The sequence below is a fragment of the Mesorhizobium sp. WSM4935 genome (assembly GCF_029625735.1).
In the GTDB taxonomy this organism is placed as follows: domain Bacteria; phylum Pseudomonadota; class Alphaproteobacteria; order Rhizobiales; family Rhizobiaceae; genus Mesorhizobium.
Map to the genome: position 1 here is coordinate 1 of NZ_JARTVR010000029.1, position 21,460 is coordinate 21,460.

Annotated in this window: 20 protein-coding genes and 2 pseudogenes; 7 read left to right on the forward strand and 15 right to left on the reverse strand. The window is 58.9% G+C overall.

The features are described from left to right. Positions 1-827 precede the first annotated feature (827 nt). Positions 828-1,871: pseudogene (gene nifA, locus P9273_RS31420) on the forward strand (nif-specific transcriptional activator NifA); the annotation flags it as partial. Positions 1,872-2,335: 464 nt separating this feature from the next. Next, positions 2,336-2,902 (forward strand): sugar O-acetyltransferase, encoded by a 567-nt coding sequence (locus tag P9273_RS31425; protein ID WP_024505228.1) that lies wholly within the window; start codon positions 2,336-2,338, stop codon positions 2,900-2,902. Between the two features lie 307 nt (positions 2,903-3,209). Here the strand turns inward: P9273_RS31425 and P9273_RS31430 are convergent, their stop codons facing one another. The 14 genes from P9273_RS31430 to P9273_RS31495 form a co-directional block, all read right to left on the reverse strand. Next, positions 3,210-4,103 carry an SIR2 family NAD-dependent protein deacylase gene (locus tag P9273_RS31430; protein WP_024505229.1) on the reverse strand — a complete coding sequence of 298 codons (894 nt, stop codon included), beginning with the start codon at positions 4,101-4,103 and terminating at the stop codon, positions 3,210-3,212. Between the two features lie 34 nt (positions 4,104-4,137). Beyond that, the gene (gene nifT, locus P9273_RS31435; RefSeq protein ID WP_024505230.1) at positions 4,138-4,350 is read right to left on the reverse strand and encodes a putative nitrogen fixation protein NifT; all 213 of its coding nucleotides are present in this window, start codon (positions 4,348-4,350) and stop codon (positions 4,138-4,140) included. Continuing rightward, entirely contained in the window at positions 4,347-4,667 is a 321-nt protein-coding gene (locus P9273_RS31440) for a nitrogen fixation protein NifZ (protein WP_024505231.1), read from the reverse strand. The genes nifT and P9273_RS31440 overlap by 4 nt, the downstream gene beginning before the upstream one ends. A gap of 85 nt (positions 4,668-4,752) precedes the next feature. Continuing rightward, entirely contained in the window at positions 4,753-4,947 is a 195-nt protein-coding gene (locus P9273_RS31445; protein ID WP_024505232.1) for a 4Fe-4S binding protein, read from the reverse strand. A 29-nt stretch (positions 4,948-4,976) separates the two neighbouring features. Continuing rightward, on the reverse strand, positions 4,977-6,458 hold the full coding sequence (nifB, locus tag P9273_RS31450) for a nitrogenase cofactor biosynthesis protein NifB (RefSeq protein ID WP_063169393.1): 1,482 nt from the start codon (positions 6,456-6,458) through the stop codon (positions 4,977-4,979). Between the two features lie 273 nt (positions 6,459-6,731). Continuing rightward, the gene (locus P9273_RS31455; RefSeq protein WP_245467364.1) at positions 6,732-6,803 is read right to left on the reverse strand and encodes a helix-turn-helix domain-containing protein; all 72 of its coding nucleotides are present in this window, start codon (positions 6,801-6,803) and stop codon (positions 6,732-6,734) included. A gap of 705 nt (positions 6,804-7,508) precedes the next feature. Continuing rightward, complete coding sequence (locus tag P9273_RS31460) at positions 7,509-8,225, reverse strand: alpha/beta fold hydrolase (RefSeq protein WP_063169392.1); 717 nt, start codon at positions 8,223-8,225, stop codon at positions 7,509-7,511. 255 nt (positions 8,226-8,480) lie between these two features. Continuing rightward, positions 8,481-8,780 (reverse strand): ferredoxin family protein, encoded by a 300-nt coding sequence (locus P9273_RS31465; RefSeq protein ID WP_024505235.1) that lies wholly within the window; start codon positions 8,778-8,780, stop codon positions 8,481-8,483. Between the two features lie 12 nt (positions 8,781-8,792). Then, on the reverse strand, positions 8,793-10,097 hold the full coding sequence (locus P9273_RS31470) for an FAD-binding protein (protein WP_063169391.1): 1,305 nt from the start codon (positions 10,095-10,097) through the stop codon (positions 8,793-8,795). Between the two features lie 10 nt (positions 10,098-10,107). After that, positions 10,108-11,217, reverse strand: a complete 1,110-nt coding sequence (locus tag P9273_RS31475; protein WP_024505237.1) for an electron transfer flavoprotein subunit alpha/FixB family protein — start codon at positions 11,215-11,217, stop codon at positions 10,108-10,110. A gap of 16 nt (positions 11,218-11,233) precedes the next feature. Further along, positions 11,234-12,085 (reverse strand): electron transfer flavoprotein subunit beta/FixA family protein, encoded by an 852-nt coding sequence (locus P9273_RS31480; protein WP_063169390.1) that lies wholly within the window; start codon positions 12,083-12,085, stop codon positions 11,234-11,236. Between the two features lie 188 nt (positions 12,086-12,273). Next, a complete protein-coding gene (gene nifW, locus P9273_RS31485; RefSeq protein ID WP_063169389.1) occupies positions 12,274-12,651 on the reverse strand; it encodes a nitrogenase stabilizing/protective protein NifW in 378 nt (125 codons plus the stop codon). 179 nt (positions 12,652-12,830) lie between these two features. Then, positions 12,831-14,042, reverse strand: a complete 1,212-nt coding sequence (gene nifS, locus P9273_RS31490; RefSeq protein ID WP_063169388.1) for a cysteine desulfurase NifS — start codon at positions 14,040-14,042, stop codon at positions 12,831-12,833. 347 nt (positions 14,043-14,389) lie between these two features. Then, positions 14,390-14,710: a HesB/IscA family protein gene (locus P9273_RS31495; protein WP_029356570.1), complete on the reverse strand. Its 321-nt coding sequence runs from the start codon at positions 14,708-14,710 to the stop codon at positions 14,390-14,392. A gap of 210 nt (positions 14,711-14,920) precedes the next feature. On the opposite strand from P9273_RS31495, the gene P9273_RS31500 reads away from it, so the two are divergent. Together P9273_RS31500 and P9273_RS31505 are read left to right on the forward strand one after the other, a co-directional pair. Beyond that, the gene (locus P9273_RS31500) at positions 14,921-15,244 is read left to right on the forward strand and encodes a hypothetical protein (protein WP_126066777.1); all 324 of its coding nucleotides are present in this window, start codon (positions 14,921-14,923) and stop codon (positions 15,242-15,244) included. 51 nt (positions 15,245-15,295) lie between these two features. Continuing rightward, a complete protein-coding gene (locus P9273_RS31505) occupies positions 15,296-16,432 on the forward strand; it encodes a hemin-degrading factor (RefSeq protein WP_082826587.1) in 1,137 nt (378 codons plus the stop codon). A 156-nt stretch (positions 16,433-16,588) separates the two neighbouring features. Here the strand turns inward: P9273_RS31505 and P9273_RS31510 are convergent, their stop codons facing one another. Continuing rightward, positions 16,589-17,821, reverse strand: coding sequence for an MFS transporter (locus P9273_RS31510; protein WP_063169386.1), 1,233 nt, complete (start codon positions 17,819-17,821; stop codon positions 16,589-16,591). 1,487 nt (positions 17,822-19,308) lie between these two features. Between P9273_RS31510 and P9273_RS31515 the strand changes: the two genes are divergently transcribed. From P9273_RS31515 to P9273_RS31525, 3 genes and pseudogenes are all read left to right on the forward strand, one after another. After that, complete coding sequence (locus P9273_RS31515) at positions 19,309-20,487, forward strand: cytochrome P450 (RefSeq protein WP_278052473.1); 1,179 nt, start codon at positions 19,309-19,311, stop codon at positions 20,485-20,487. Between the two features lie 29 nt (positions 20,488-20,516). Then, a pseudogene (locus P9273_RS31520) lies at positions 20,517-20,639 on the forward strand (ferredoxin); the annotation flags it as partial. Between the two features lie 138 nt (positions 20,640-20,777). Then, the gene (locus P9273_RS31525; RefSeq protein WP_050580531.1) at positions 20,778-21,365 is read left to right on the forward strand and encodes a nuclear transport factor 2 family protein; all 588 of its coding nucleotides are present in this window, start codon (positions 20,778-20,780) and stop codon (positions 21,363-21,365) included. Positions 21,366-21,460: the final 95 nt, after the last annotated feature.

The following is a 21,460-nucleotide window of genomic DNA, read 5'->3' on the forward strand; positions in this document are numbered from 1 at the left end:
CAACGCCTTCGCCATGGGCGGTACGAACGCAGTTCTGGCATTCAGGCAGGTGTAGAAGCCATGCAAGACGCCTCATTCGAGGTCACCTGTCGTATCTAGCTGCTTGAGGGGCGGGGCATTGTGATACAGGGAGGGCTGTGGGGTCCCTCCTTCTCGGCCTCGACGATGTGGGAGGAGCCTGTGCGGCGAAACGGGCTAGACGCCCCCAGGCCCAGAACTTGGGCGAAACCAACTCCCACCAAAGCACAGCCGCTTTAGTAGCCGAACAATGAAGCCTCGCTCGACGAGCCGCCGCCTCTACTGTCAGCGGCATCACGCGGTTGAAGCGAACAGCGCAGCGGCTACTGTTTCCCGCACAACTCGGACGGCAATTGGGACAAGTCCGCACATGTCGTCACGTAAGCTGAACGCCGCAGGTACAGCCAAATTGGGGGCGGGGCGTTTCTGCCGTTTTGATAGAATTCTATCAAACTGACAATTTTCCTTGCACGAATGCAAGGAGAGCTCGATTGACTCCCCTCCTTTCTTGTCAAGGATGGGTTTGCAGGCTGCGGTGCGGCAGAAGCCGGACAGAACGGCGACCGGTCGAGTAAAGGCCTGCGCAAACAAGCGCGCATATTGCGGGCGCCCGCACGGAGGAGAAGACGCTCGTCCTGGTGAAAGACAACGATGCTCAGGCGCCATTGCCATTTGCCGAGGGGGTCCGCGCGCCGGAAATTTCGAAGCAACAAAGGTGAGATCGAGAATGATGATGGCGAAATACAACACAGCTCACCGTCCAGTGCAGTTCTACCGGCGGGTGGCGGAGTGGGATGGGCTGCCAAATGGAACGTAAAAAGATCAGCAAGGAGATGCTTGGCGATAGTCAGGCGCTGCGCAAGCTGCGTGAGCACCTTGTCAAGGTGGCCAAGGCGAAGACTACGGTCCTGTTGCGAGGTGAATCCGGAACCGGCAAGGAGCTGGTTGCCAAAGCCATTCACGAGCTCTCGCCTCGCGCCAAGCAGCCCTTCATCAAGGTCAATTGCGCGGCGCTCACCGAGACGCTTCTGGAATCTGACTTGTTCGGTCATGAGAAGGGTGCCTTCACCGACGCGAGCAGTTTGCGCAAGGGGCGCTTTGAGGCTGCCGACAAAGGCACATTGTTTCTGGACGAGATTGGCGAAATATCAGGTTCGTTCCAGGCTAAGCTGCTGCGTGTCCTGCAGGAGCAGGAGTTTGAGCGCGTCGGCAGCAACCACACCATTAAAGTTGATGTTCGCGTGATTGCCGCAACGAACAGGGACTTGGAAACGGCAGTTCAACGCAAGGAGTTCCGGCAAGACCTCTATTATCGCATCAACGTCGTCACTTTACGCGTGCCGGCATTGCGCGAAAGGCGAGGTGATATTCCGCTCTTGGCCGCTCAGTTTCTCAAGAATTTCAATACTGAGAATGATCACACGCTGACCTTCGCTCCCGAAGCGATTGAGGTGCTAATGAACTGCGAATTTCCAGGTAACATCCGAGAGCTCGAAAACTGCGTTCAACGGACGGCAGTTCTGGCGACGGGTCCATCAATCCTCAGAACTGACTTTGCCTGTTACGCGGATCAGTGCTTGGCCGCGGCGCTGTGGAAGAACGGACAGCCGACGTCAGAGAAGTCGACTACGATCGAGCCTTCCGCCGCCTGTGCCGCCCCGCCCGTCGGCGACGGGCAAGCGCCGATAGGCCCTGCCACGACTCGTGGTAGGGTGCCCGATGCCGATACGGTCATTGCTGCCATGGAAAAGTGTGGCTGGGTGCAGGCAAAGGCGGCGCGCCTGCTCGGTTTGACCCCGCGCCAGATCGGCTACGTGCTGAGAAAACGCGGTATCGAGATCAAGCGTCTCTGAAACAACCCGCCGAGCAAGAGCTGGAGCAGGTCAAGCATTGGTGCTCTGGCGCCGAGCCCATCGGCCAGGCTTACGAAGTGGGTGTGAACAGCGCTGCCAAGATTCCGGCCGTGTGCTTTCTACCACCAGTCGTACTGGGGCTCTGCGACTGACAAACTAAAAAGGAGTAATCCTCTGGCGGGACCTGGTCGATACATTAGCTGATGGCTTACCGCTCGATATCACGCAATCTGAGATGGGCATGAAAGTGAGTTCGACCGCTGGACAGTTGCCGACTTCGTCAGGTATTGGCCCCTGCGACCGGTTGATCTCCGATATCCAAATTCTTGGAAGTTGGTCGAGACGAAACTGTCGCCCCGGCTCGTGACCGACCGCGCGCCCGGCAAGATCGAGTTACAAAGTTGCCGAGGCAGTTTGATGTGCGTTCCTGCATCACTGTACGGGACACGACCTGACGGGAGACTATGATGCGTAGCCAAAAAGAAAAGATGCTCGCAGGCGAGTTTTACAATGCGGCGGATCCGGAGATCCAAGCTGACCTGTTGGCAACCGGGGCTTGGCTCAAGCGGTACAATGATACGCTGGGGCAGACCACGGGGCATTGGCATGAGCTTTTGTCCGAGCGGCTGGGAGAGGTTGGGCGCGGAACGGTCATCCGTCCGCCCTTTTTTTGCGACTACGGATTCAATATCCGCATTGGAGCCAATGCCTACATCAACTTCAACTGCGTTATTCTTGACGTGGTAGAGGTCAAAATCGGGCAAGGAACGGCAATTGGGCCTGCTGTGCAGATTTATACCGCCGATCATCCACATGATGCCGAGCAGCGGCAGGCCGGCCTGCAGGTCGGGCGTCCTGTTCACATTGGCAGCCGTGTCTGGATCGGCGGTGGAGCAATCATTCTGCCTGGCGTCACGATTGGTGATAATGCAGTGGTAGGCGCTGGCTGCGTGGTCACACGAGATGTTCCCGCCGGGGCAAAGGTAGTGGGAATTCCTGCTCGCGTGGCCGACCCACATAAACAGGCATAATCAACCTCGTTGACCCTGGAGGTGCATGCGAACTGTCGAAACTGTGCCGAATTTTTGTCGAAGCCATTGAGCGCTGCATATGTTGTCGCGACTCGGGCGCTTCAGTTCTTTTGCCACGGGGGTCACAAGATCATGTGCGTAATGCCGCCGCAACGTGCTCACGTCCCGCAGCAGCGGACCCTTTCACATGGCCCAACGAATTCAGAGCCTACGTTGTGCTGCCACTAGCATTACTGCTCACGAATGTATTCCCAACTGAGTTTTCGCCCTTGGAGGCAAGCAGCGACTCACCAGCAATCGCCGGCCATTAATCCTGGCTAGCATCGACCCCGACGAGGCGAGCCGCGGCGTTGCGGATCGGCATGTCGATGACCGTGATTGCGCCTTCGGCAAGGAAACGACGTTCGTTTCTGGTCAGCGTAGCCGAATCGATCACCGCAAAATGTGGGCCAGTGGAGCGCTTCATCAGCTGTCTGGCATATGTGCGCAGCATCTGATCGTTGAAGCGGCAGCCCACGAAGAAAAAACCCCGGTTGACGCGCCGTTGCTTCACCGCGTCCGGGATCGGCGTCTGGATATCAATTTCGGTTAGGACTTCGACGTAATCGGAATCAGCCACGAGGAAGTTTGCCGCCGGCCTGACGCTGCCGTGCGGCGCATAGAGCACCGTCCTAGCCACTTGTTCGGCCTCGAGTTCTGTTCCTGACAAATCGTAAGTTCTCGTCCAGATGTTACCGATTCCGGTCGCGCGCGTCGTTCCTTGTATCTCGACAACGTCTGTTTGGCCGGCCTCTGCAAGGGCTGCTCGCATGGCGCCATCGTACCAGCTGTCGATGATGACAGACAGTTGAAGGGTTGCGAGCCAGGCGTGAAGAACGGTCGGCTCGGCGGGGGCTGCGAATATCTCCGCCATCCACGCTTGGAGAGTCCGACGATGTCGGCGCTGCTCGATAAACTGCGCGACCGACCACATATTGGTGCGAATCCTGGAAGGGGCAGGCGCCCGCTTGTTGAGGGCCGCGGCGACATCTTCAGGGGTGCAAGGTACAGGGGATTCCGGTGGGTTAAGCTGCAGAAGACCAGGACCGAGATAGGGGATCACTCGATCGGCCTTGAGAGCGCCGTTCAGCAGGTCAATCAGTTTTTTGGCAAAACTGCCCCGGACGACGACGAGATGGTCCCAGCTCAGCATCGTGTTCATACGCGTTTCCTCTCCGCCACTGAACCCACCGGCATCAGGCCCCGTCGGAAATCTTCATCGCCTCGACGGTGATCGGCAAACGCGTGTCGCGCGGAAGGTCGGGCAGCATGAGCCGCCAACCGTTCCTGAGCGTCACGGTCCCGCCCCATAAGTCAGCGTTCTCAATCTCGGTGATCGGCTCTTCGAGATCCTTCTTGGGGACATAAGCCGACAAGCCAGTAGCGGTCCTGCGAATCATTACTTTCATCCGGCTGTTCCCCCGTTGGAAATGCCTTCAGCTCCGCAGGGAACCTCGACTTTGTCGAGGCTAATGAGTTCGCGCGCTCGCATGCCGACGACCGTGCCACGATCGATCCATTCGACCGCATAGATGAAGAATTGCTGGAGAAAGGTTCCAATGTCGCGCACGTAGCCTTCGTCGCCCTTCCGCACGAGGTTTTCGCCGATCTCCTTGCCGGGATAGGTGCCGTCGTTTTTTATGTGGCGTATCGCACGGACCCGCTCACCCTGCATGAACCGTGGCGGTCTGCCGATTTCGACCTCCTGTTCGCGTCTGGACCACATGCTGTCCATTCCTTTCTCGAGGCTTTTGTTGTGGTCGCGGGTTGCAGGCGTCGTCGTGCGGCGAACCCGACCGTTTCGGTAGGAATCAAGCGGGAACGCAGGTTTTCGGTACCGGACAGACCGACACGCATTGCTGCGTATCGAAGGCCTCCTTGCATTCGGTGCACTTGTTTGGATCGATCACATAGGCGTCGCCCTTGAACTTGATCGCTTCCGAAGGACATTCGAACTCGCAGGCCCCGCATTGGGTACATTGGGATGCGATGATCTTTAAAGCCATTCTAACTCCTGGTTATCGGACGAGACGGCTCAGGCCGTCGCCGCTAGTGGTCTGATCCCAAACTCTGCCGCGTAAAGTGCGCTGACTGCGGTCTCGATGTAGTCATGGCCATAGGCGTCGGTTACGCGCAGTCCAACTCGCGAGAGTTGTTCCTTCGGGCGATTTCCGATCTTGGCGCATAGCACTATGTGTATGCCTTCGAGCGCTGCGATGACGCCCTCGAGGATGGCGTCTTCGCCCCCGCCTCCGAGGCAATACCGCTCGACCTTCCGATGCCCGACCAAGCTGATCCCTCTAGGCGAGACTTCATAAACCTGGAATTCCTTCGCGTGGCCGAAGTGTTCGTTGACCCGTCCACCTCCCTTAGTGGCCACCGCAACCAGAAGCGACTTTTCGGAGTCTGTTGCCTTGACCATACCGATGGCCTCGCTCCTCGCCGCCTCATGATCACGGCGCTCGTGTGCGACCACCTGCCGATAGGCCTGACGCTTGCCAGCATCGTAGGCGACATCGTCGGGAATACCGTCCAGCGTGAATTCCTGGCCACGATCTTCACCGAGCAGGCCGACAGCATCTGCCCGGCACTGCCGGCAGTGGCGCATCAACTTGGCGCCACCTTCAAGTCGATCCTGAAGAGCCATCATCTCCGTTGCCGTTGGGCCGCGCTGCCCGATGAGTCCGTAGTGGGTACCGTGCGCCGGGTCCGAAATCAGAGGCATCACGTTGTGCAGAAACGCGCCCCGCTCCCTGACCATTTTGTTCACCTCAAACAGGTGCTGGTCGTTCACTCCAGGAATCATCACCGAGTTGATTTTGGTGAGGATGCCGCGCGCGCTCAGCATCTCCAGGCCCAGCATCTGCCGCGCGTGCAAGATTCGAGCGGCTTCGATGCCGAAGTAGCGGCGATTTTCATAAAAGATCCATGGATAGATCTTCGCGCCGACTTCCGGGTCGACCATGTTGATGGTGATCGTCACGTGATCAACATTCATTTCGGCAAGCTCGGCGACATGGTCCGGCAGCACGAGCCCATTAGTGGAGACGCACAGCTTTATGTCGGGGATTTCCCTGATGACGCGGTCGAACGTTGCCTTCGTTTTCTCCCAATCGTAACAGGCATCCCCCGGCCCAGCGATGCCAAGAACCGAAAGCTGCGGAACTTTGTTGGCAACGGCGATGACCTTGCGTAGCGCTTGGTCGGGCGTCAACTTCTCAGACACAACACCAGGCCGGCTCTCGTTGGCGCAATCGTATTTGCGATTGCAATAGTTGCACTGGACATTGCAAGCCGGCGCGACCGCCACATGCATACGCGCGAAATAATGATGCGCTTCCTCCGAAAAGCAGGGGTGATCCTTGATCCTTTCCCAAATAGCCGGATCCTCTTCGCCCGGGCTGGTCGGCGACGAGCCGTAGGAAGACGATGCGCAGCCACCGGATTTCGCGGCTGCCAGAAGACCCTCGGATGTCGTGCTAGTCGGCCCCTCAATCGAAACTGTCGGTGAGGACATCAAACGGCTCCGTTGCTGGTAACGTCGCGGTTCAAGGTGCAAGAGCCATACCAACTGAAAAAAGCGGCTTCAGTTCACTATTCGGGTCGATATCGCATTGTGTCAGGCCGGCGCGACACAATTTTGTCCTGCTTGCGACAGTGCAAGTCCAAATCCGTTCAGAAGCACGAAGCACTCCTTGTCGCGCACAGGGCGCGCAAGACCACTGGCCTGACGATTGGCTCATCAGGCTCTTAGAAGTTCCTTCACCTCGATACTATGCCGGCGTATCGCCTAGCCGACTTGTCGCAGCTTGAGGCCGAGAATTCGAGCCGCATTAGCCTGAACCCAGCCGGCCTTCTCCATTGTGTCGATCAGCCGTCACGCTTCGTCCGCCGCGGTCCCAGCCCCCGTCCGGCCGTATCGTTAGAATCGCAAGTGGCCATCTCGTGTTCAGGCGGGCGCCGATGCGCCGAACCGGCATCGTGCTGGCCCGTGAGAGCTCGTCGATGACATTGCCACGTTCCGAAAGATTGGTTCCTTCCAGAGGAGAACGCCAAGCACGCAGTTCTCCGGCTCGCGGACGTTGCCGGGGAAATAGCATTGCGAGATCAGCTCAACTGCCGACGGCGCAAAGCCATGGTTCTCCATATTTCAAGGGTAAGCGCTGTGTCTTCCAGGAGGACCCGCGATCTGTGGGCCTGCCGATTCTGAGGTGGATCGGAGATCGGCTTGTGTCTGAACTTGAACTTACGATTGACCCTGAGCGGCAGCCTCGGCGTTTTCGAGGGTGATCAACGGCGCTGTTGGTCGGCGGCATTGGTCGATGGACGACAAGGCACGGAGTCATCTCCGAGACCCTGGAGCCGACGCGGTGATCTCGGAGGTTGCCCGGCGCTACGGGCTGCGGCCGCGGCGGAACGCTCGCAAGCTTGCGACGTCGGCAGGACAGGCCACTCCCGCCTAGTGGTTTCGGTGGCGCCACCGGAACGACCCGTTGGGCCTACATCCTTGCACCAGAGCTCAAGGCCACGGCCTGAGAATCGGCCGCCGCTCCCCCTACTTGGTTCCTCAGCCGACAGCGCTAAGAAGGAGAGCAACTTCCGTCGGCGCGAGGATCATTGCGTCGTGGCCAGTGGCGAGTTCCTGCCACGCCCAGCCATCCTGCTTCGCGACCCATTCTCGCGCTCCCGCCATCGGCGGGTGGAGTGGATTAGTGCAGACGACATAGGTTCGGGGTCTGCCGTTGCCGAGCGGGTGCTCGAGCTTAAGTCCGCTTTCGTAGGTGCCTGCCGGATGCGGTGTTATCCGGCGCCGCACCCAGTCCGTGAGCGAGTGTCCCTCGGGAGTGCCGAATGCTGTTGGCGGCGGAGTCGGCATGAAGATACCCCGTCCTTCCTCCGCAACCAATTTTCGACGGGCGGCGACGATGTCGGGGGGCATGGTGCTGAATACACTTTGACCGCTCTCGACGATGGCGCCGTCGAGATAAACGAGATGGCTGATATGGTCGGGTATCCGGTCGGCGGCGCCGGTGATGCTGATGCCGCCTAGACTGTGACCGACAAGGATCACATCGCTCAGCTCTTCCGTTACAATGTGGTTGACGATGTCGGTCACGAATGTGTCGGGCGTGATGTCCTTGCACAGCAAACGTGCGCGTTCGCCGACACCTGTCTGGGTAGGCGTGGTCACGTGGCATCCCATCTTGCGAAGATTGGCGGCGACGTCCCGCCAACACCATCCGCCATGCCAGGCACCATGCACTAGCACATACGTCTTTATCATGGATTGTGCCGTTCCATTTGCTCACCGGCCGTTGTGGCTGCCATCCGGCACGATGGCCGGACATTGTCCAAAGGGGCTCGACCACGTTACCGGTGGTAAGTCCGGCACAGGCGCCCCGTGGCCTGAGGATACCCCTACCAAGTCGAGGAAACTTGAATTGCGAAACCCAATATTCACTAGCTCTTTGCAAGTGGATGGAGAGGCTCATGGTGTGCCGCAGTTGCTCGCTGCCGGCATGCTCTTGGCACCGGCTGATCATCCGAACTTGAACAGGACACCAAAGCCGCCGCGCGGATAGTTCCACTCGATGTCGCCGCCTTTCTCGCACAATATCCGGCAGGTGCCGCATTCCATGCAGCCGTCGGCGGTGATCTCGACTTGACCCTTGTCATTCAACTCATAGCATTTCGCCGGACAGACGTAGGTCAACGCAAGCAAGTTCGCGCTTGGCTTGTCGTGCGGTCGCACTATGATATGGGGGCGGCCGGAATCGACCAGATAGCGGTTCTGGTAAAGTTTGTCCTCGACACGAACCTTCGTCACTGCGATCGTCATCTTGTACCCTCTTCAGCGCCATGCCAATGCCAGGCGGACCGCGTCGCTGACCAACCCCCAGCGCGAGCGCGCGTTGATGAAGGCGGCCGTGGTGTTCTTTTCCTTCTCGATCTTCGGCGTGCCGTCGACACGCATGAAGGTCTGAGCGGCATGCGACATCAACCGCGGATAGCTGTCAAAAAAGTTGCTGGAATTGGTGTGGAGTAAGGCTGGCATGTCCTTGTATTTCTTAAGATCCTTGATCACAAAGGAGTCATCCAGCATCGTCTTGTAGAGCGCAAGGTTCGCTTTGGTCATAGGACCGTTGCGGCTTTTGACTTTGATGATCGCCTCAGCCGCGACACGACCCGAGGTCATGGCAAGGTTCGAACCCTCACGGTGAATGGCATTGTTCAGTTGCGCTGCGTCGCCGACGATGACCCAACCGTCGCCGAATAGCTGCGGAATGGCCCTGTAACCACCTTCGGGGATAAGATGGGCGGCATATTCTTTCACCTCCGAGCCAGCGATCAGCGGCCGGATCGAAGGATGGTTTTTCATCGCATCCAGGAGGGCGGACGGGCTCTCCATCGTCGCGGCGAAATCCGAGACCAGGCAGCCGATGCCGAGTGAAATCGACTCCTTATTGGTGTAAAGGAAGCCGAGCCCGGCCATGCTGCGAGAGATCGTGCCCACGGCCTCGATTACGCAGCCTTCATCGCCCTTCACCCCGAACCGCTGGCCAATGACCTCTTCGGGCAAGAAATGCATTTCCTTGACGGCAATCGCCACGGTCTCCGGCTTCGGCATCTCGCGCAGGCCTGCGCGAGTGCCAAGCAATCCCGACACCCCTTCTGCGAGAACGACCACATTCGCGAAGACCACTCCGCCAGCCCGGTCTGTGCGGACGCCGATCACCTTGCCATTGCCATCACGGACGAGTTCCGTCGCGGTCGTCTCACACAGGACCGTCGCGCCAGCCTCGCGCACCTTGCGGGAAAACCATTTGTCGAACTGGGCGCGGATGATCGTGTAGCGGTTGGGTTTCGCCTCATTGAAGTCGTCCGACCGGTAATGAATTCCGGTGTGAGACGTGTCGTCCATCACCCAAAGTCGCTGTTCGACCAGGTGCCGCTCGAGGGGCGCATCATCCCGGAAGTCCGGGATGATCTTCTCCAGCATGTTCGCGTACATTATGGCACCCTGGACGTTCTTAGAGCCCGGATATTCCCCGCGCTCCAACTGCAGGACCTTCAGCCCCTGGCTTGCCAAAGTGTAAGCAGCTGCGTTTCCAGACATGCCGGCTCCGACCACAATGGCATCGAATTGTTCAATCATGTCCTCTCCCTCAACTCGCAAGCTTGTCTCGACTGTGCGGCGACAGCCGCCGGGTGAAGGCTTCCGTCAGTGCGGGCAGGAAGCGGATTGCATCCGTGACGATCCCGAGGTGGGCGAACTCGAAAATCGGCGCGTTCGGATCGGTGTTGATCGCGACGATGAGATCGGCCCCCTCGACCCCAACTCGGTGCTGGATGGCGCCGGAAATTCCGGCCGCGATGTAAAGCTTCGGTCGAATGGTCTTGCCAGTTTGTCCAATCTGTCGATCAGCCGGCATCCAGCCCTTCTGGACCAAGGGGCGCGAACAGCCATGCTCGGCGCCGATCGCTCGGGCAAGATTCTTCACAAGCTGAAGGTTCTCCGCCGCTCCGAGACCGAGGCCTCCCGCAACCACGACATCCGCATAGGCAAGATTTGCCATTGCCGACTGGTTATCCGGTAGGAAGCCGAGGACTTTGGTGACGATATCGTCCTCAACGAGCGACAGCTTGTGCCGCATGACACGCCCGACCGGCTTATCCACCCGTTGCGGCATAGGCATGACCCTTGGTCGCACCGTCGCCATTTGCGGCCGGTAATTTAGTGTATAGATCGTACACAACAATGAGCCACCAAAAGTCGGACGGGTCGCGGCGAGTGAACCGTCGGAATCTACATCAAGTTCGGTGCAGTCGGCCGTGAGCCCCGTCTGCAGGGTCGTCGCTACCGAGCCTGCAAGATCCCTGCCCAGTGTGGTCGCGCCGAGAAGGAGGATTTCGGGTTTATGGGTATTGACCAGATCCGTGAGCGCCTTGGCGAACGGCTCGTTCCGGTAGTCGGCGAGCGGCGGCGCATCGACGATGTAGACAAGATCCGCCCCGTAAGCGAAGGCCTCGGCAACAGCGTCCTCGACCATCTCGCCCGGCGGTCCCAGCACGACGCCCGCGAGCTGGACTTCAAGCTTGTCGGCTAATTTGCGGCCTTCGCCCAGCAGTTCGAATGATACAGGATGCACATTGCCGCGTTCGAGCTCGAGGAAGACCCACACGTGCCGGTAGTCTTTGAAACGGTCGGGAAGTTCTTTCTTTACACCGGCACGGCCGGGGGCAATGCGAGGGGTAGTTTGGCTTGCGGTCGACATTTTCTGCTCCTGGCCGTCACGTGCCGCTGTTGAAGGCCAGCTCATGTTCCAGCGCCGGCCGGCGGGTTAAGATATCGGCGATGAGTTCATCGGCTATGTCCTGCAAGCCCCTTTCCGCGGTGTCGATCTGCGCCGCCCTTTCTGCCCGTGCGGTGGGGGCGAAAACACGCTTGACGACTGTAGGCGAGCCACGCAGACCGCACCGGGTGAGATCGTCAATGCCGGCGTCGGCTGCAGTCCACTTCACGACTTGGCTGCGCGCCGCGCACAGAGCCTGCTGGAGCGAGCCCCGGCGGATTTCGTTGGTGTCTTCCAGCATGGTAATGAGGCAAGGGAGTCTGCTCTTCAGCAACTGGGTGCCGCCTTCGGCGCGACGAGCGACTTCGATCTCTCGCGTATCGAGATCGATGGAGGCAATCTTCGCGACATAGGTAAGTTGCGATAAATCTAGGCGCTTGGCTATGCCCGGTCCGACCTGGGCGGTATCGCCGTCAATCGTCTGCTTGCCGGTGAAGACGATGTCCGGCCTGCCGAAAGTCTCCCCAATTTTTGCGATTGCTTGCGAAAGAGCAAAGGAAGTCGCCAGCGTATCGGATCCGGCAAAATAGCGGTCCGTCAAGAGAACTGCTCGGTCAGCACCGTAACCGAGCGCCTTTCGCAGCGAGTCCTCCGCCATGGGCGGACCCATTGTGAGCACAGTAACCTCGCCACCATGAACGTCGCGCAGTTTGAGCGCTTCTTCGAGGGCGAACAGGTCGTAAGGATTGATGATGGTCGGAACACCCTGACGCATGATCGTGTTCGTCACCGGGTGCACGCGGATCTGTGCCGAATCCGGCACCTGCTTGATGCAGACTACGATATGCATTGGCGGTTTCTCTAAGCTCCCAGTCCGGATTCGTGCTTGGCGGTTCACCTCATTGCCTGCATCGTTCATGCCAAGTCGTCTTCCTGCCTCTATTCCAGAAGGTGGCTTCGTTTGCTTCCGAGGAGGCGTCATGAGGACTGGATTTGTCGACTTCTCGACATTGTCGCGTCGCAGCCGTGTCGGGCTCATTACTTTCCGAACCGCTTCAGTGCAGAGTCGAGCGGGACGAAGGCGCGGCCAGGTGCGGGACATATGTTTGGATCGTGGTCCCTTAGCACCTTGAACACACGTTGCGTGAGCGGCGAGGAAGTCGCGAAATCTTCGTAGGCGCGTTCCAGCTTGGCGCGCACCCGCGCGGCGATTACCTGGTTAGGCAGACCGGAGAAATCTTCTTCGGCAAGGTATTGGCCCACGCGCTTCATGATATGGAGCCGCGAGACATTCATCACTTTCGGGTCGTAGGAGACGTCAAGGCAGGCGAAGAAGTCCTCCGCGGCCGACAGGCCCTTCAGTCGCGCTAGGATATCGGTGCGATCGATCGGGCGGCTATCAGCGGAGCAGTTCATTGTATTCTCCCGGCGCGAAATTGTGGTGTCGATGCATTGGTGACATTGCTGACGGCGTGCCGACCTCTGGCACGGCGGCTGGGCAAGAGACTTGGCGATCTCAAGCTTTTCTGAAGTGGTGAAGGCGACCCCGAGTTTAACTGCTCTCCTTGCGCAGGGTCGTCACGTTGAGGAAGACCTCACGGCTCGTCGGCTATTGTGCCGCTCGGACCCGGGCCGGAATGAAGCTGTTCTGCACCTCGCCCGCACAGTCCAGCACTGGGAACGGCCCGTAGCTTCTCGGTGATCGCAGGCAGGACCTCAAGCACGCGGTCTACGTCATCTTCGCCGTTGTCACGCGACAAGGAGAAGCGGACTGCCCCACATGCCGCGTTCATAGCGATCAGAACATGGCTCGGTTCCAGTGAGCCAGAGGCACAGGCGGACCCGGCGGAACAGGCGATTCCCAGCCGGCTCAGGACAATTGGAATTGCATCGCCTTCGATACCTTCGAATCCAATGTTTGCAGTGTTTGGCAATCGCTCTTGCGGATCGCCGTTGATGGATGTGTTTGGGATGCGCTGGATGATCCCGTTCTCAAGGCGGTCGCGCAACCATTTTATTCGTTTTGTCTCGTCCATGAATTTCAAGGCGAGTTCGGCCGCCATGCCCAGTCCGACTATGCCGGGTGTGTTTTCAGTGCCTGCACGCCGGTCGCGCTCTTGGTGCCCACCCTTGATCATGGAGGAGAAGCGCACGCCACGTCTTACATAAAGCGCGCCTATCCCCTTTGGACCATGCAGCTTGTGGGCGGAGAGCGACAGCATGTCGATCGCGGTCGATTTCAGCTCAATCGGAAGCCTTCCGACCGCCTGCACTGCATCAGTGTGGAAAAGCGCGCCGACTTCCCTGGCTAGATCGGCAAGCTTAACCACGGGAAAGATCGTACCGGTCTCATTGTTCGCCCACATTATCGAGACGATTGCCACTTGTGGGGTGAGGGCGGTTCTGTAGGCGTCCAGGTCGAGCCGGCCGTAGTGATCGACTGGGATAATGTGCACCTTGACGCCGCGCGTCTTCTCAAGGTGCGCGCACAACTTCAGAACGGCCGGATGTTCAACCGCGGAAGTCACTATTTCCGTTCGGTCGGGCATCACCTCCAGCGCCGAAAGGATGGCTGTACTGTCGCTTTCAGTCCCGCCCGAGGTGAAGATGATCTCGTCCTCGAATCCCGCGCCGATGAGGGCTTGCAACTGTTGCCTCGCCTTTCTCACGGCTTCAGCAACCGATGCGCCATAGGCGTGCATGGACGAATGATTGCCAAATTGCTCCGTAAAGAAAGGCAACATCGCTCCAACGACTGCAGGATCAACCCGCGTCGTTGCGTTGTTGTCGAGATAGACAGGGTTCATGGGAGTGATCCTTCAACTGCTGAAATGATTCAAGGGTAGTCGGGCCATTGAACCTCTGGCGCATATCGTATCTGGTAAGGTGGGCGGCCGGGGGAGCGATGGCTTGGCTGACCGGTCGCTGTCGACATTGCCCTTTGGTGGCGGCATCCGCCGGGAATTCAGCTGTTTCGGGCAATTTTGTTTGCTTGCCCACGGCAACGATCGATGATCGCGATTTGGTGCATCACCGAACGCAATTGTTCCGGGCCGACAGTGCGTGTCGGCCGGTTCCAGAGCGCCGGCGGTTACCGGTTCGACGCAGTATTCCTTGGCGTCGCTATAGTCGAACATAGCCTGTTCCCTCGCAATCATTTGCAGGACTTGCCGCAGCCGCACGTCTCACGCGCATTGGGGTTATCGAAAACAAAGCCGGATGTTTCGAGCCCAGTGACGAAGTCCACGGTCATGCCGGCGGCATGGGGTTGGGAGCCTCTATCCATGAACACCTTGAGCCCATCTCGCTCGATGATCGCATCGCCCTCACGTGAGACGCTCTCCAGGCCCATTGAGTATTGGAAGCCGGCGCAGCCGCCGGCATGGACCATGATGCGAAATCCTTCCGCCGGCTCGCTGGCGCGGTAAAGAGCGGCCTTGATGGCGGCAACAGCGTTGTCGGTGAGCGTAATCATGGCTCGATTTCTCCTCGGTCCGGCGTTTTCGTGGATCATCTCGCATGGACCGTGCCAAAGGGAAGACGTGTCAAAAACCGTAGGACATCCCGACGTCTCTTATGCTCGATTGCTGGGGAGACGTCCGACAACCGACACTTACTGTCGGGTTTGTCGCGTCCGCGTCACAGGAAGGGCGCCTGAGTTCGCGATGCACTCACGCGTAAAGCAATGAACAGAGCCAAAGATGTTCAGAGCTTGCCGCGGAGCAACTGGCACGATTTTTGTGAAGCCTTCGTTGCGGCGGCAAAATTGCCGGCCGATTCACCTTTGGGTTGCCCTCGCAATCGAAGAACGAAGGAAAGCAATATGATCCATCAGACCCGCCTTGGTGGGAAAGCAGCACCGCCGGTGGTACCCGAATGCTCGATCGGCCGATTGGCGCCGACCACCCAACAATCGCTCGCTACCGGCGATTGGCCGCTGACCGCCCGGAGACAGGATTCGACTGGCATGTGCCTGACGATCGATCGCGTCCGCCGTGCACATCCCTGAGGCCCGTTTTTCGATCGATCGTCAAAAGAAGAACGGGGCAGGGGTAAAAACATGGATCAGCGCAAGAAGCGGTCGCCCAACGAAATCCGGCGTGCGTGGGAAGTCTGTCCGAACATTCCCGCGCGTGATTTCGCCGCCCAATTGGCCATTTCGGAAGCGGAACTGGTCGCGGCCCATTGCGGTTTCGGCGCGGCACGCATCGACCCGCGCGTCAATCACCTTCTGACGGGCCTCGAATTCGTGGGCGAAGTGACGGCGCTGACCCGCAATCAAGGTGCCGTGCACGAAAAGATTGGCGTCTTCAACAGAGTGATAACCGGCAACAATCACGCCATGGTCCTTGGTGACGAATTCGACCTTCGCGTCTTCCCGCAGGCTTGGAGGTATGGTTTCGCTGTTGAAAGGCGCCATCGCGGCGGAATCCAGCGCAGTTTGCAATTCTTCGACGCCGCCGGCGCAGCAGTGCATAAGGTGCATCTCAGGCCGGTCTCCAACCTTCATGCCTATCGAAAGCTGGTGGCCGAGCTCGTATCCGCCAACCAGGAGCCGACCATGTCGCTTAAGGCGAGAGTAGCCGACCTGGGCGCGAGGACTGCGGACTGGGCCGGCACGGTGGACGACCTACGCGAGTACTGGAGCCGGCTGACTGACGTCAACCTTCTAAAGACGCTCAAGCTCAGCCGCTGCCAGGCTTTGCGCATGGTCGGCCAGGATTACGCTTGGCTGCTCGACAATGCCGCAGTTGGCGCCGTGCTCCAGCGTGCGGCCGAAGACGAATTGCCGATCATGTGCTTCGTCGGCAACCGAGGTTCTATCCAGACCCATTCCGGCTTAATCAAGTCGGTCAAGCAGATCGGGCCGTGCATCCATGTGCTGGACGAAACGTTCCGGCTGCATCTCAGGACCCACCAAATCCGTGAGGTTTGGGCCGTGCGCAAGCCGACCAATGACAGTCACGTCACCTCGCTCGAAGCATATGGGTCCGACGGCAAGATCATCATCCAGTTGTTCGGTGCGCGCAAGGAAGGCGAACGCGAGCGCGACGACTGGCGGGTTCTGGCGGAAAACCTGCCTCGTTTCCCCGACAGCTACATGAGAAAAGACCGATCGTCGTCGGTGGGACGCCGGCGCCCATCTGCCTCCGCAGCCAGTAGCCGGGCATTGAAGCCGAGACCGGGGACACGATGACGCAATAAGCGCGCTGTATTATCGCAACGCGATGAGCAGGAAGCAATTTGGCGCTGCCCCATCGACCGCATGGTTACGACGAAGCCGCGGCCTTTGGGCCGAGCTCAGAGGTGACAATAGCGTGAACGCCGCCGACCGTCACTCCCCACCAGGCGGTCAGGTTTTGCGGTTCGGGCCGAGCAAAAATACTGTCAAGACAGCGAGGAACGTGGCAACCGCGCTGTAGACAAAGACACTGGCAATACCCGTGTGATCCACCAATAGGCCACCGCAAGTTGTGCCGGCTGCGATGGCCACTTGGAAGGTTATGACCATCAGTACACCAGCGCTCTCGGCCTGTTTCGGAGCGGCGCGTAGCACCATCCATGTCTGCAATCCGACCGGGACCGCGCCAAAAGCAAAGCCCCATACGGCAACTGCAATTGCCGAGGTCAAGGCCGATGCTCTCATGGTCAGGAGCGAGACAGCGGCTACGGCAATGAGCAGGGGCGGCAGGGCCGCGACCGCCTTGAGACTGTGTTTGGTGAGGAATGCGCCGGCTAAATTGCCGAAGACGCCGGCCGTGCCAAAAGCAAGGAACACGAGCGGGATTGACTTCTTGTCGAGCGCAGGAACGCTCTCGAGAAAGGCGCGGATGTAGGCGAAGCTGGCAAAATGGCCGGAAGCGACCAATAGCACGACTAGCACCGCAACCTTCATCGCCGGATTCTTCGCGACATCCAGCGGACTGCGGAATCTGCGCACTTCGATCGGAGGCAGTGGCGGAATGGTTACGAGTTGCACGAGCAGCGCAACGGCACTCACGATTGCGGCGACCTTGAACGAGGCTCGCCATCCCCAAATGTCACCGACATAAGCGCCGATTGGAGCCGCGCAGACGGAGGCGACAGAAACGCCGGTGAGGATGACCGACATGGCGCGCGGCATGAGGTGACTTGGAACCAGCCGCATCGCCAACGCTGCCGAAATTGACCAAAAACCACCAAGCGATATGCCAAGGACGACGCGTGCCGCCAGCAAAACCGGCAGCGACCCCGCAACCTCCGCCAGAACGTTCGACAGGATCAGCAGGAGCGTCATCGCCCAGATGACGACCCTGCGGTCCAGACGCTTTGTCACGATGGCGATTATCGGTGCCGAGATCGCCGCGACGATTGCGGCCGCTGTTAGCGCCTGTCCAGCCGTGCCCGTGGTGATACGGAGATCATGCGCGAGCGGTGTCAGAACGCTGGCGGGCAGAAACTCTGCCGTCACAAGCCCGAAGGTGCCGAAGGAAAGCGAAATGATGGCACCCCATGCAGGGCCAGAACGTTGATAGGGACTTTCTGGGTCAAGCCGATCTCGGTCGAACAAAGCCGCGTCCACTAAATCTGTCGCCGATTCGGTCATGAATGAGTTCTCCGGCTAGGAGCTGTTGCAGCAGGGGTGGCTACATCGCCGGGGATCAAAGCCGCGAGACCTTCCGGCGGCGGCCAGTCGGCATCAGTCGAGGCCTCGGAGCCCGACGCATCCGAGGCCTCATCGGAGGGCCGACGGACCCAACCGTCGACAATGCGGGAGAGTTCTCGGCGCGGTCGCATCGATCGCATTCGTCGAAGTGCGGTCTGTTCACTGCGAACCAAGCAAGCCGAACGCGGTGTCCTCGATCGAGGCCTTGATGGGGGGATGATCGACGATCTCTATATTGCTTTGAAGCAGGAAGTTCCGTCGCCATATGTGGTTATCCTGGCAGCCAGAATTGAGCGGTTGTCGCAAGCACCAAGGCGGTCGCAATGAGTGCAACGAGGCGGAAGTCTGATCGATGGCTGCGGTTCGATGGCCGCGCGATCGACAAAATTGAGGTGATGAGTTATCCCTTTTGAAGCCGTTGCTCCCAATTCTGGGATAAGGTAATTGCAGGCGGTCCCAGCAACGTCGGGCGGCCTTTTTGGTGATCGAATTCATGGGACGACACTCTCGGTCCGTGACGCATCTGCGAATGACTCCGCAAGTTCCGTGCCATCAACGACAAATCTGGCTCTGCTGAGCGGGTGGTGGAGGCACGAGCGTGGGCTATCCCAAGAGCTTGCCGCAAGGTTGTTCGAAGTTGAGGTGCCGGATAGACCGCAAATATGTCGGGCGGCCTGGGGTTGGCCAACACGAAGATGCGCAAGTTCAAAAGGACGAGCTGAACCCTTGCCGATATCCATCCGAGGCTGATCTGGAGAAGGTCAAGAACTGCGTCTTGAAGGCTTCCGCCGCACCGGCAAATGCTAAGCCAAGGTGCTGGGCAAGATGGACAGGGCCATCCAACCCGTCGACTGGACGCTCATTAATGGCGTCGGTGTGGCTCTGTAGCTGGCGAGAAAAACGCCCTGCTGAAAGACAAAAGCTCGTGTGGCCGGCTCTGAAGGACGGCCAATGAGGCATGCGAGGAGAGGCTATAGTCCATTCGTGTAGACTGATCTTGTCCTACGGAGGCGGCTAACCACCCCGCCAGACATCATCGAGGGGAGCGCCACTAGGCTCACCCCAAGTGTTGGTCGTTTCCACCTGGTGACCTCGGCCAAGTCACCAAGCCGCTTAGCGCAAGCTTTCGAACTGGATGCTCCCCGGGCACATGATCGGCTAGCGATCCCACCAGTTGAGTTGCTCCAAGTCGCTGTCTAGCATTCTACATTCTGTGTCCGACGCTGGACAAGAATGTTGCAATCCCGACCAGCAAGTCAGCGCAGGCGCCACCTGTTGCCCAGCAAACGGCAAGGATTATCGAAAGACGAATTCGGCACGGAGCTTGCACCGACGATTGCATGCAAATGCCGACAGCATCTCATGAACGGTCTCTCGATTCTGGCGCGGTTAAATCGCGGCCGGTTCCAGATCATGTCCCGCCCGAAATGGTGAGGGACTTCAACCTGTTTACGTCGCCCGGCATGTTGCCGACGGCTAACGGGGATCCGCATGCAGCGGTTGCTTGCGTTCATGCCGGGCCTCCGATCTTTTATTCAACCAGCAACACGCGCGACGGTCGGGGTACCTGGGTCATCACTCGCGCGAGCGACCAGCGCCGGGTGCTGCAGGACACCGAAACGTTTTCCAGCCATCGCAGCATCTTCGCCTCTGTGCTCGGCGAGAGCTGGCCGATGATCCCGCTTGAGCTCGATCCGCCATTCCACGGTGTTTTTCGCTCACTGCTCAATCCGCTGCTTTCGCCAAAGCGGGTAATGGCATTGGAGCCGGCTGTCCGGGAACGAGCGATCAAGCTGATCGACAGGATCGCCGCATCAGGCACGAGCTGCGACATCATGAAGGATTTTGCAGTTCCGTTCGCGGTCAATATCTTCCTTCGCTTTATTGGGCTTTCGGACAACGGACTAGAAACATTTGTCGGCTGGGCTAGAGATCTGCTCCACGGCGATAAGGAGCAACGACCACCCGCAGCCCGGACGATCGTGGCCTTCATCGACGAACTTGCCACCGAGCGCCGCAAGGAGCCGGTCGATGATTTCATGACCTTCATCGTGAAGGCAAAGGTCGAGGGTCGTCTGCTCAGTGACGAAGAAGTCCGTGGCATCGGCGTGCTTGTGTTCGTCGCGGGACTCGACACGGTCTCAGCAGCCATATGCTTCGACTTGGCCCATCTCGCGCGCAACCCCAAAGATCAGGAATTGCTACGAAGCGAACCTGACCGGATTGCCGTCGCTGCGGAAGAATTGCTGCGCGCCTATTCGACCATTCAGATGATCCGAGTGGCAACGAAGGATGTCGACTTCAAAGGCGCGCCGATCCGCAAGGGAGATTATGTTTCCTGTGCCACGATGATTGCCAATCGTGACCCGGCGGAATTCGAATGCCCGAATGAGATCGATCTGGCGCGCGAGGACAACCGGCACGCTGCCTTTGGCTATGGTCCCCATCGTTGTCTTGGCTTACACCTTGCCCGGCGGGAGATTGTCATTGGCCTGGAGGAGTGGCTGGCGCGCATCCCAGCCTTTCGGATCAAGACAGGGACTGAACCTATCACCTTCGGCGGCCATGTGTTCGGGATCGAGAATCTGATCCTGGAATGGTCCTGAAGTTTCAGCCAACGACATTGGAGTTCGCTATGCGTGTCGTCGTACATAAAGCCAGATGCCAGGGTCATGCGCGCTGCTGGGCGCGGGCGCCGAGAGTCTTCAAGCTTGATGACGCCGGCTACATCTTGCCCGGTGATATTGATGTTGCCGATGGGGAGCAACTGCTTGCCTCAAAAGGGGTACGAGCCTGCCCCGAACAAGCTCTGGAAGTTGACGAGCCCCCCGCTAACTCAGTTGTAGAGAGAGACACACGCAAAGTGCAGACTGGCATCGGGAAGGACAAAACAATCATACAATTCGCGACAGACCCTGTCGACCACGCGAAAATTACCGAACTGCGTGACCGAGAGGCGATCCGCAACTGCCTGTATCGGTACTGCCGCGGGATAGACCGCGCCGATGAGGCGGCGCTGCGTAGCGCATACTGGCCCGAAGCGTATGACAGGCACGGTCCCTATTGCGGACCGGCAGAGGACTTCATCCAATTTGCTCTCGGTCTGCCGGGGCACCGTAACATCCATCAAATCACGAACAGCCTGATCGACTTCATCAGTTCAGCAGAGGCCGCGGTCGAGAGCTATTTCACCGCGCTGCAACGCGGACCGGATACAGACCAAGAAATACGTCAGACGCTGCTTTGCGGCCGTTACTGCGATCTGTTTCAGAAGAGGCAGGACGAGTGGCGAATTGCGGAACGGACAGTCGTCTACGATTGGGTTGAGGAGCAAATCCCGCCAGCGATTCTTGAGGCAGATAGGTTCGGCCGGCGACAGCCGATTGGAGCACCACATCCAGACGATCCCATCTACCAGTTGCTCAAGGGTCACATCCCCACCGACCAAGATGGCGTCGAGGGTCCCCAACTGGGAGCTGCATAAGTGGGTAGGAATGGAGGATGAGCGCCCTACGGGAACGACATCTGTGTGGGGCCGCGACTGGCGGTCACTGCAACGATTTGGCTCGGCCCTTCATT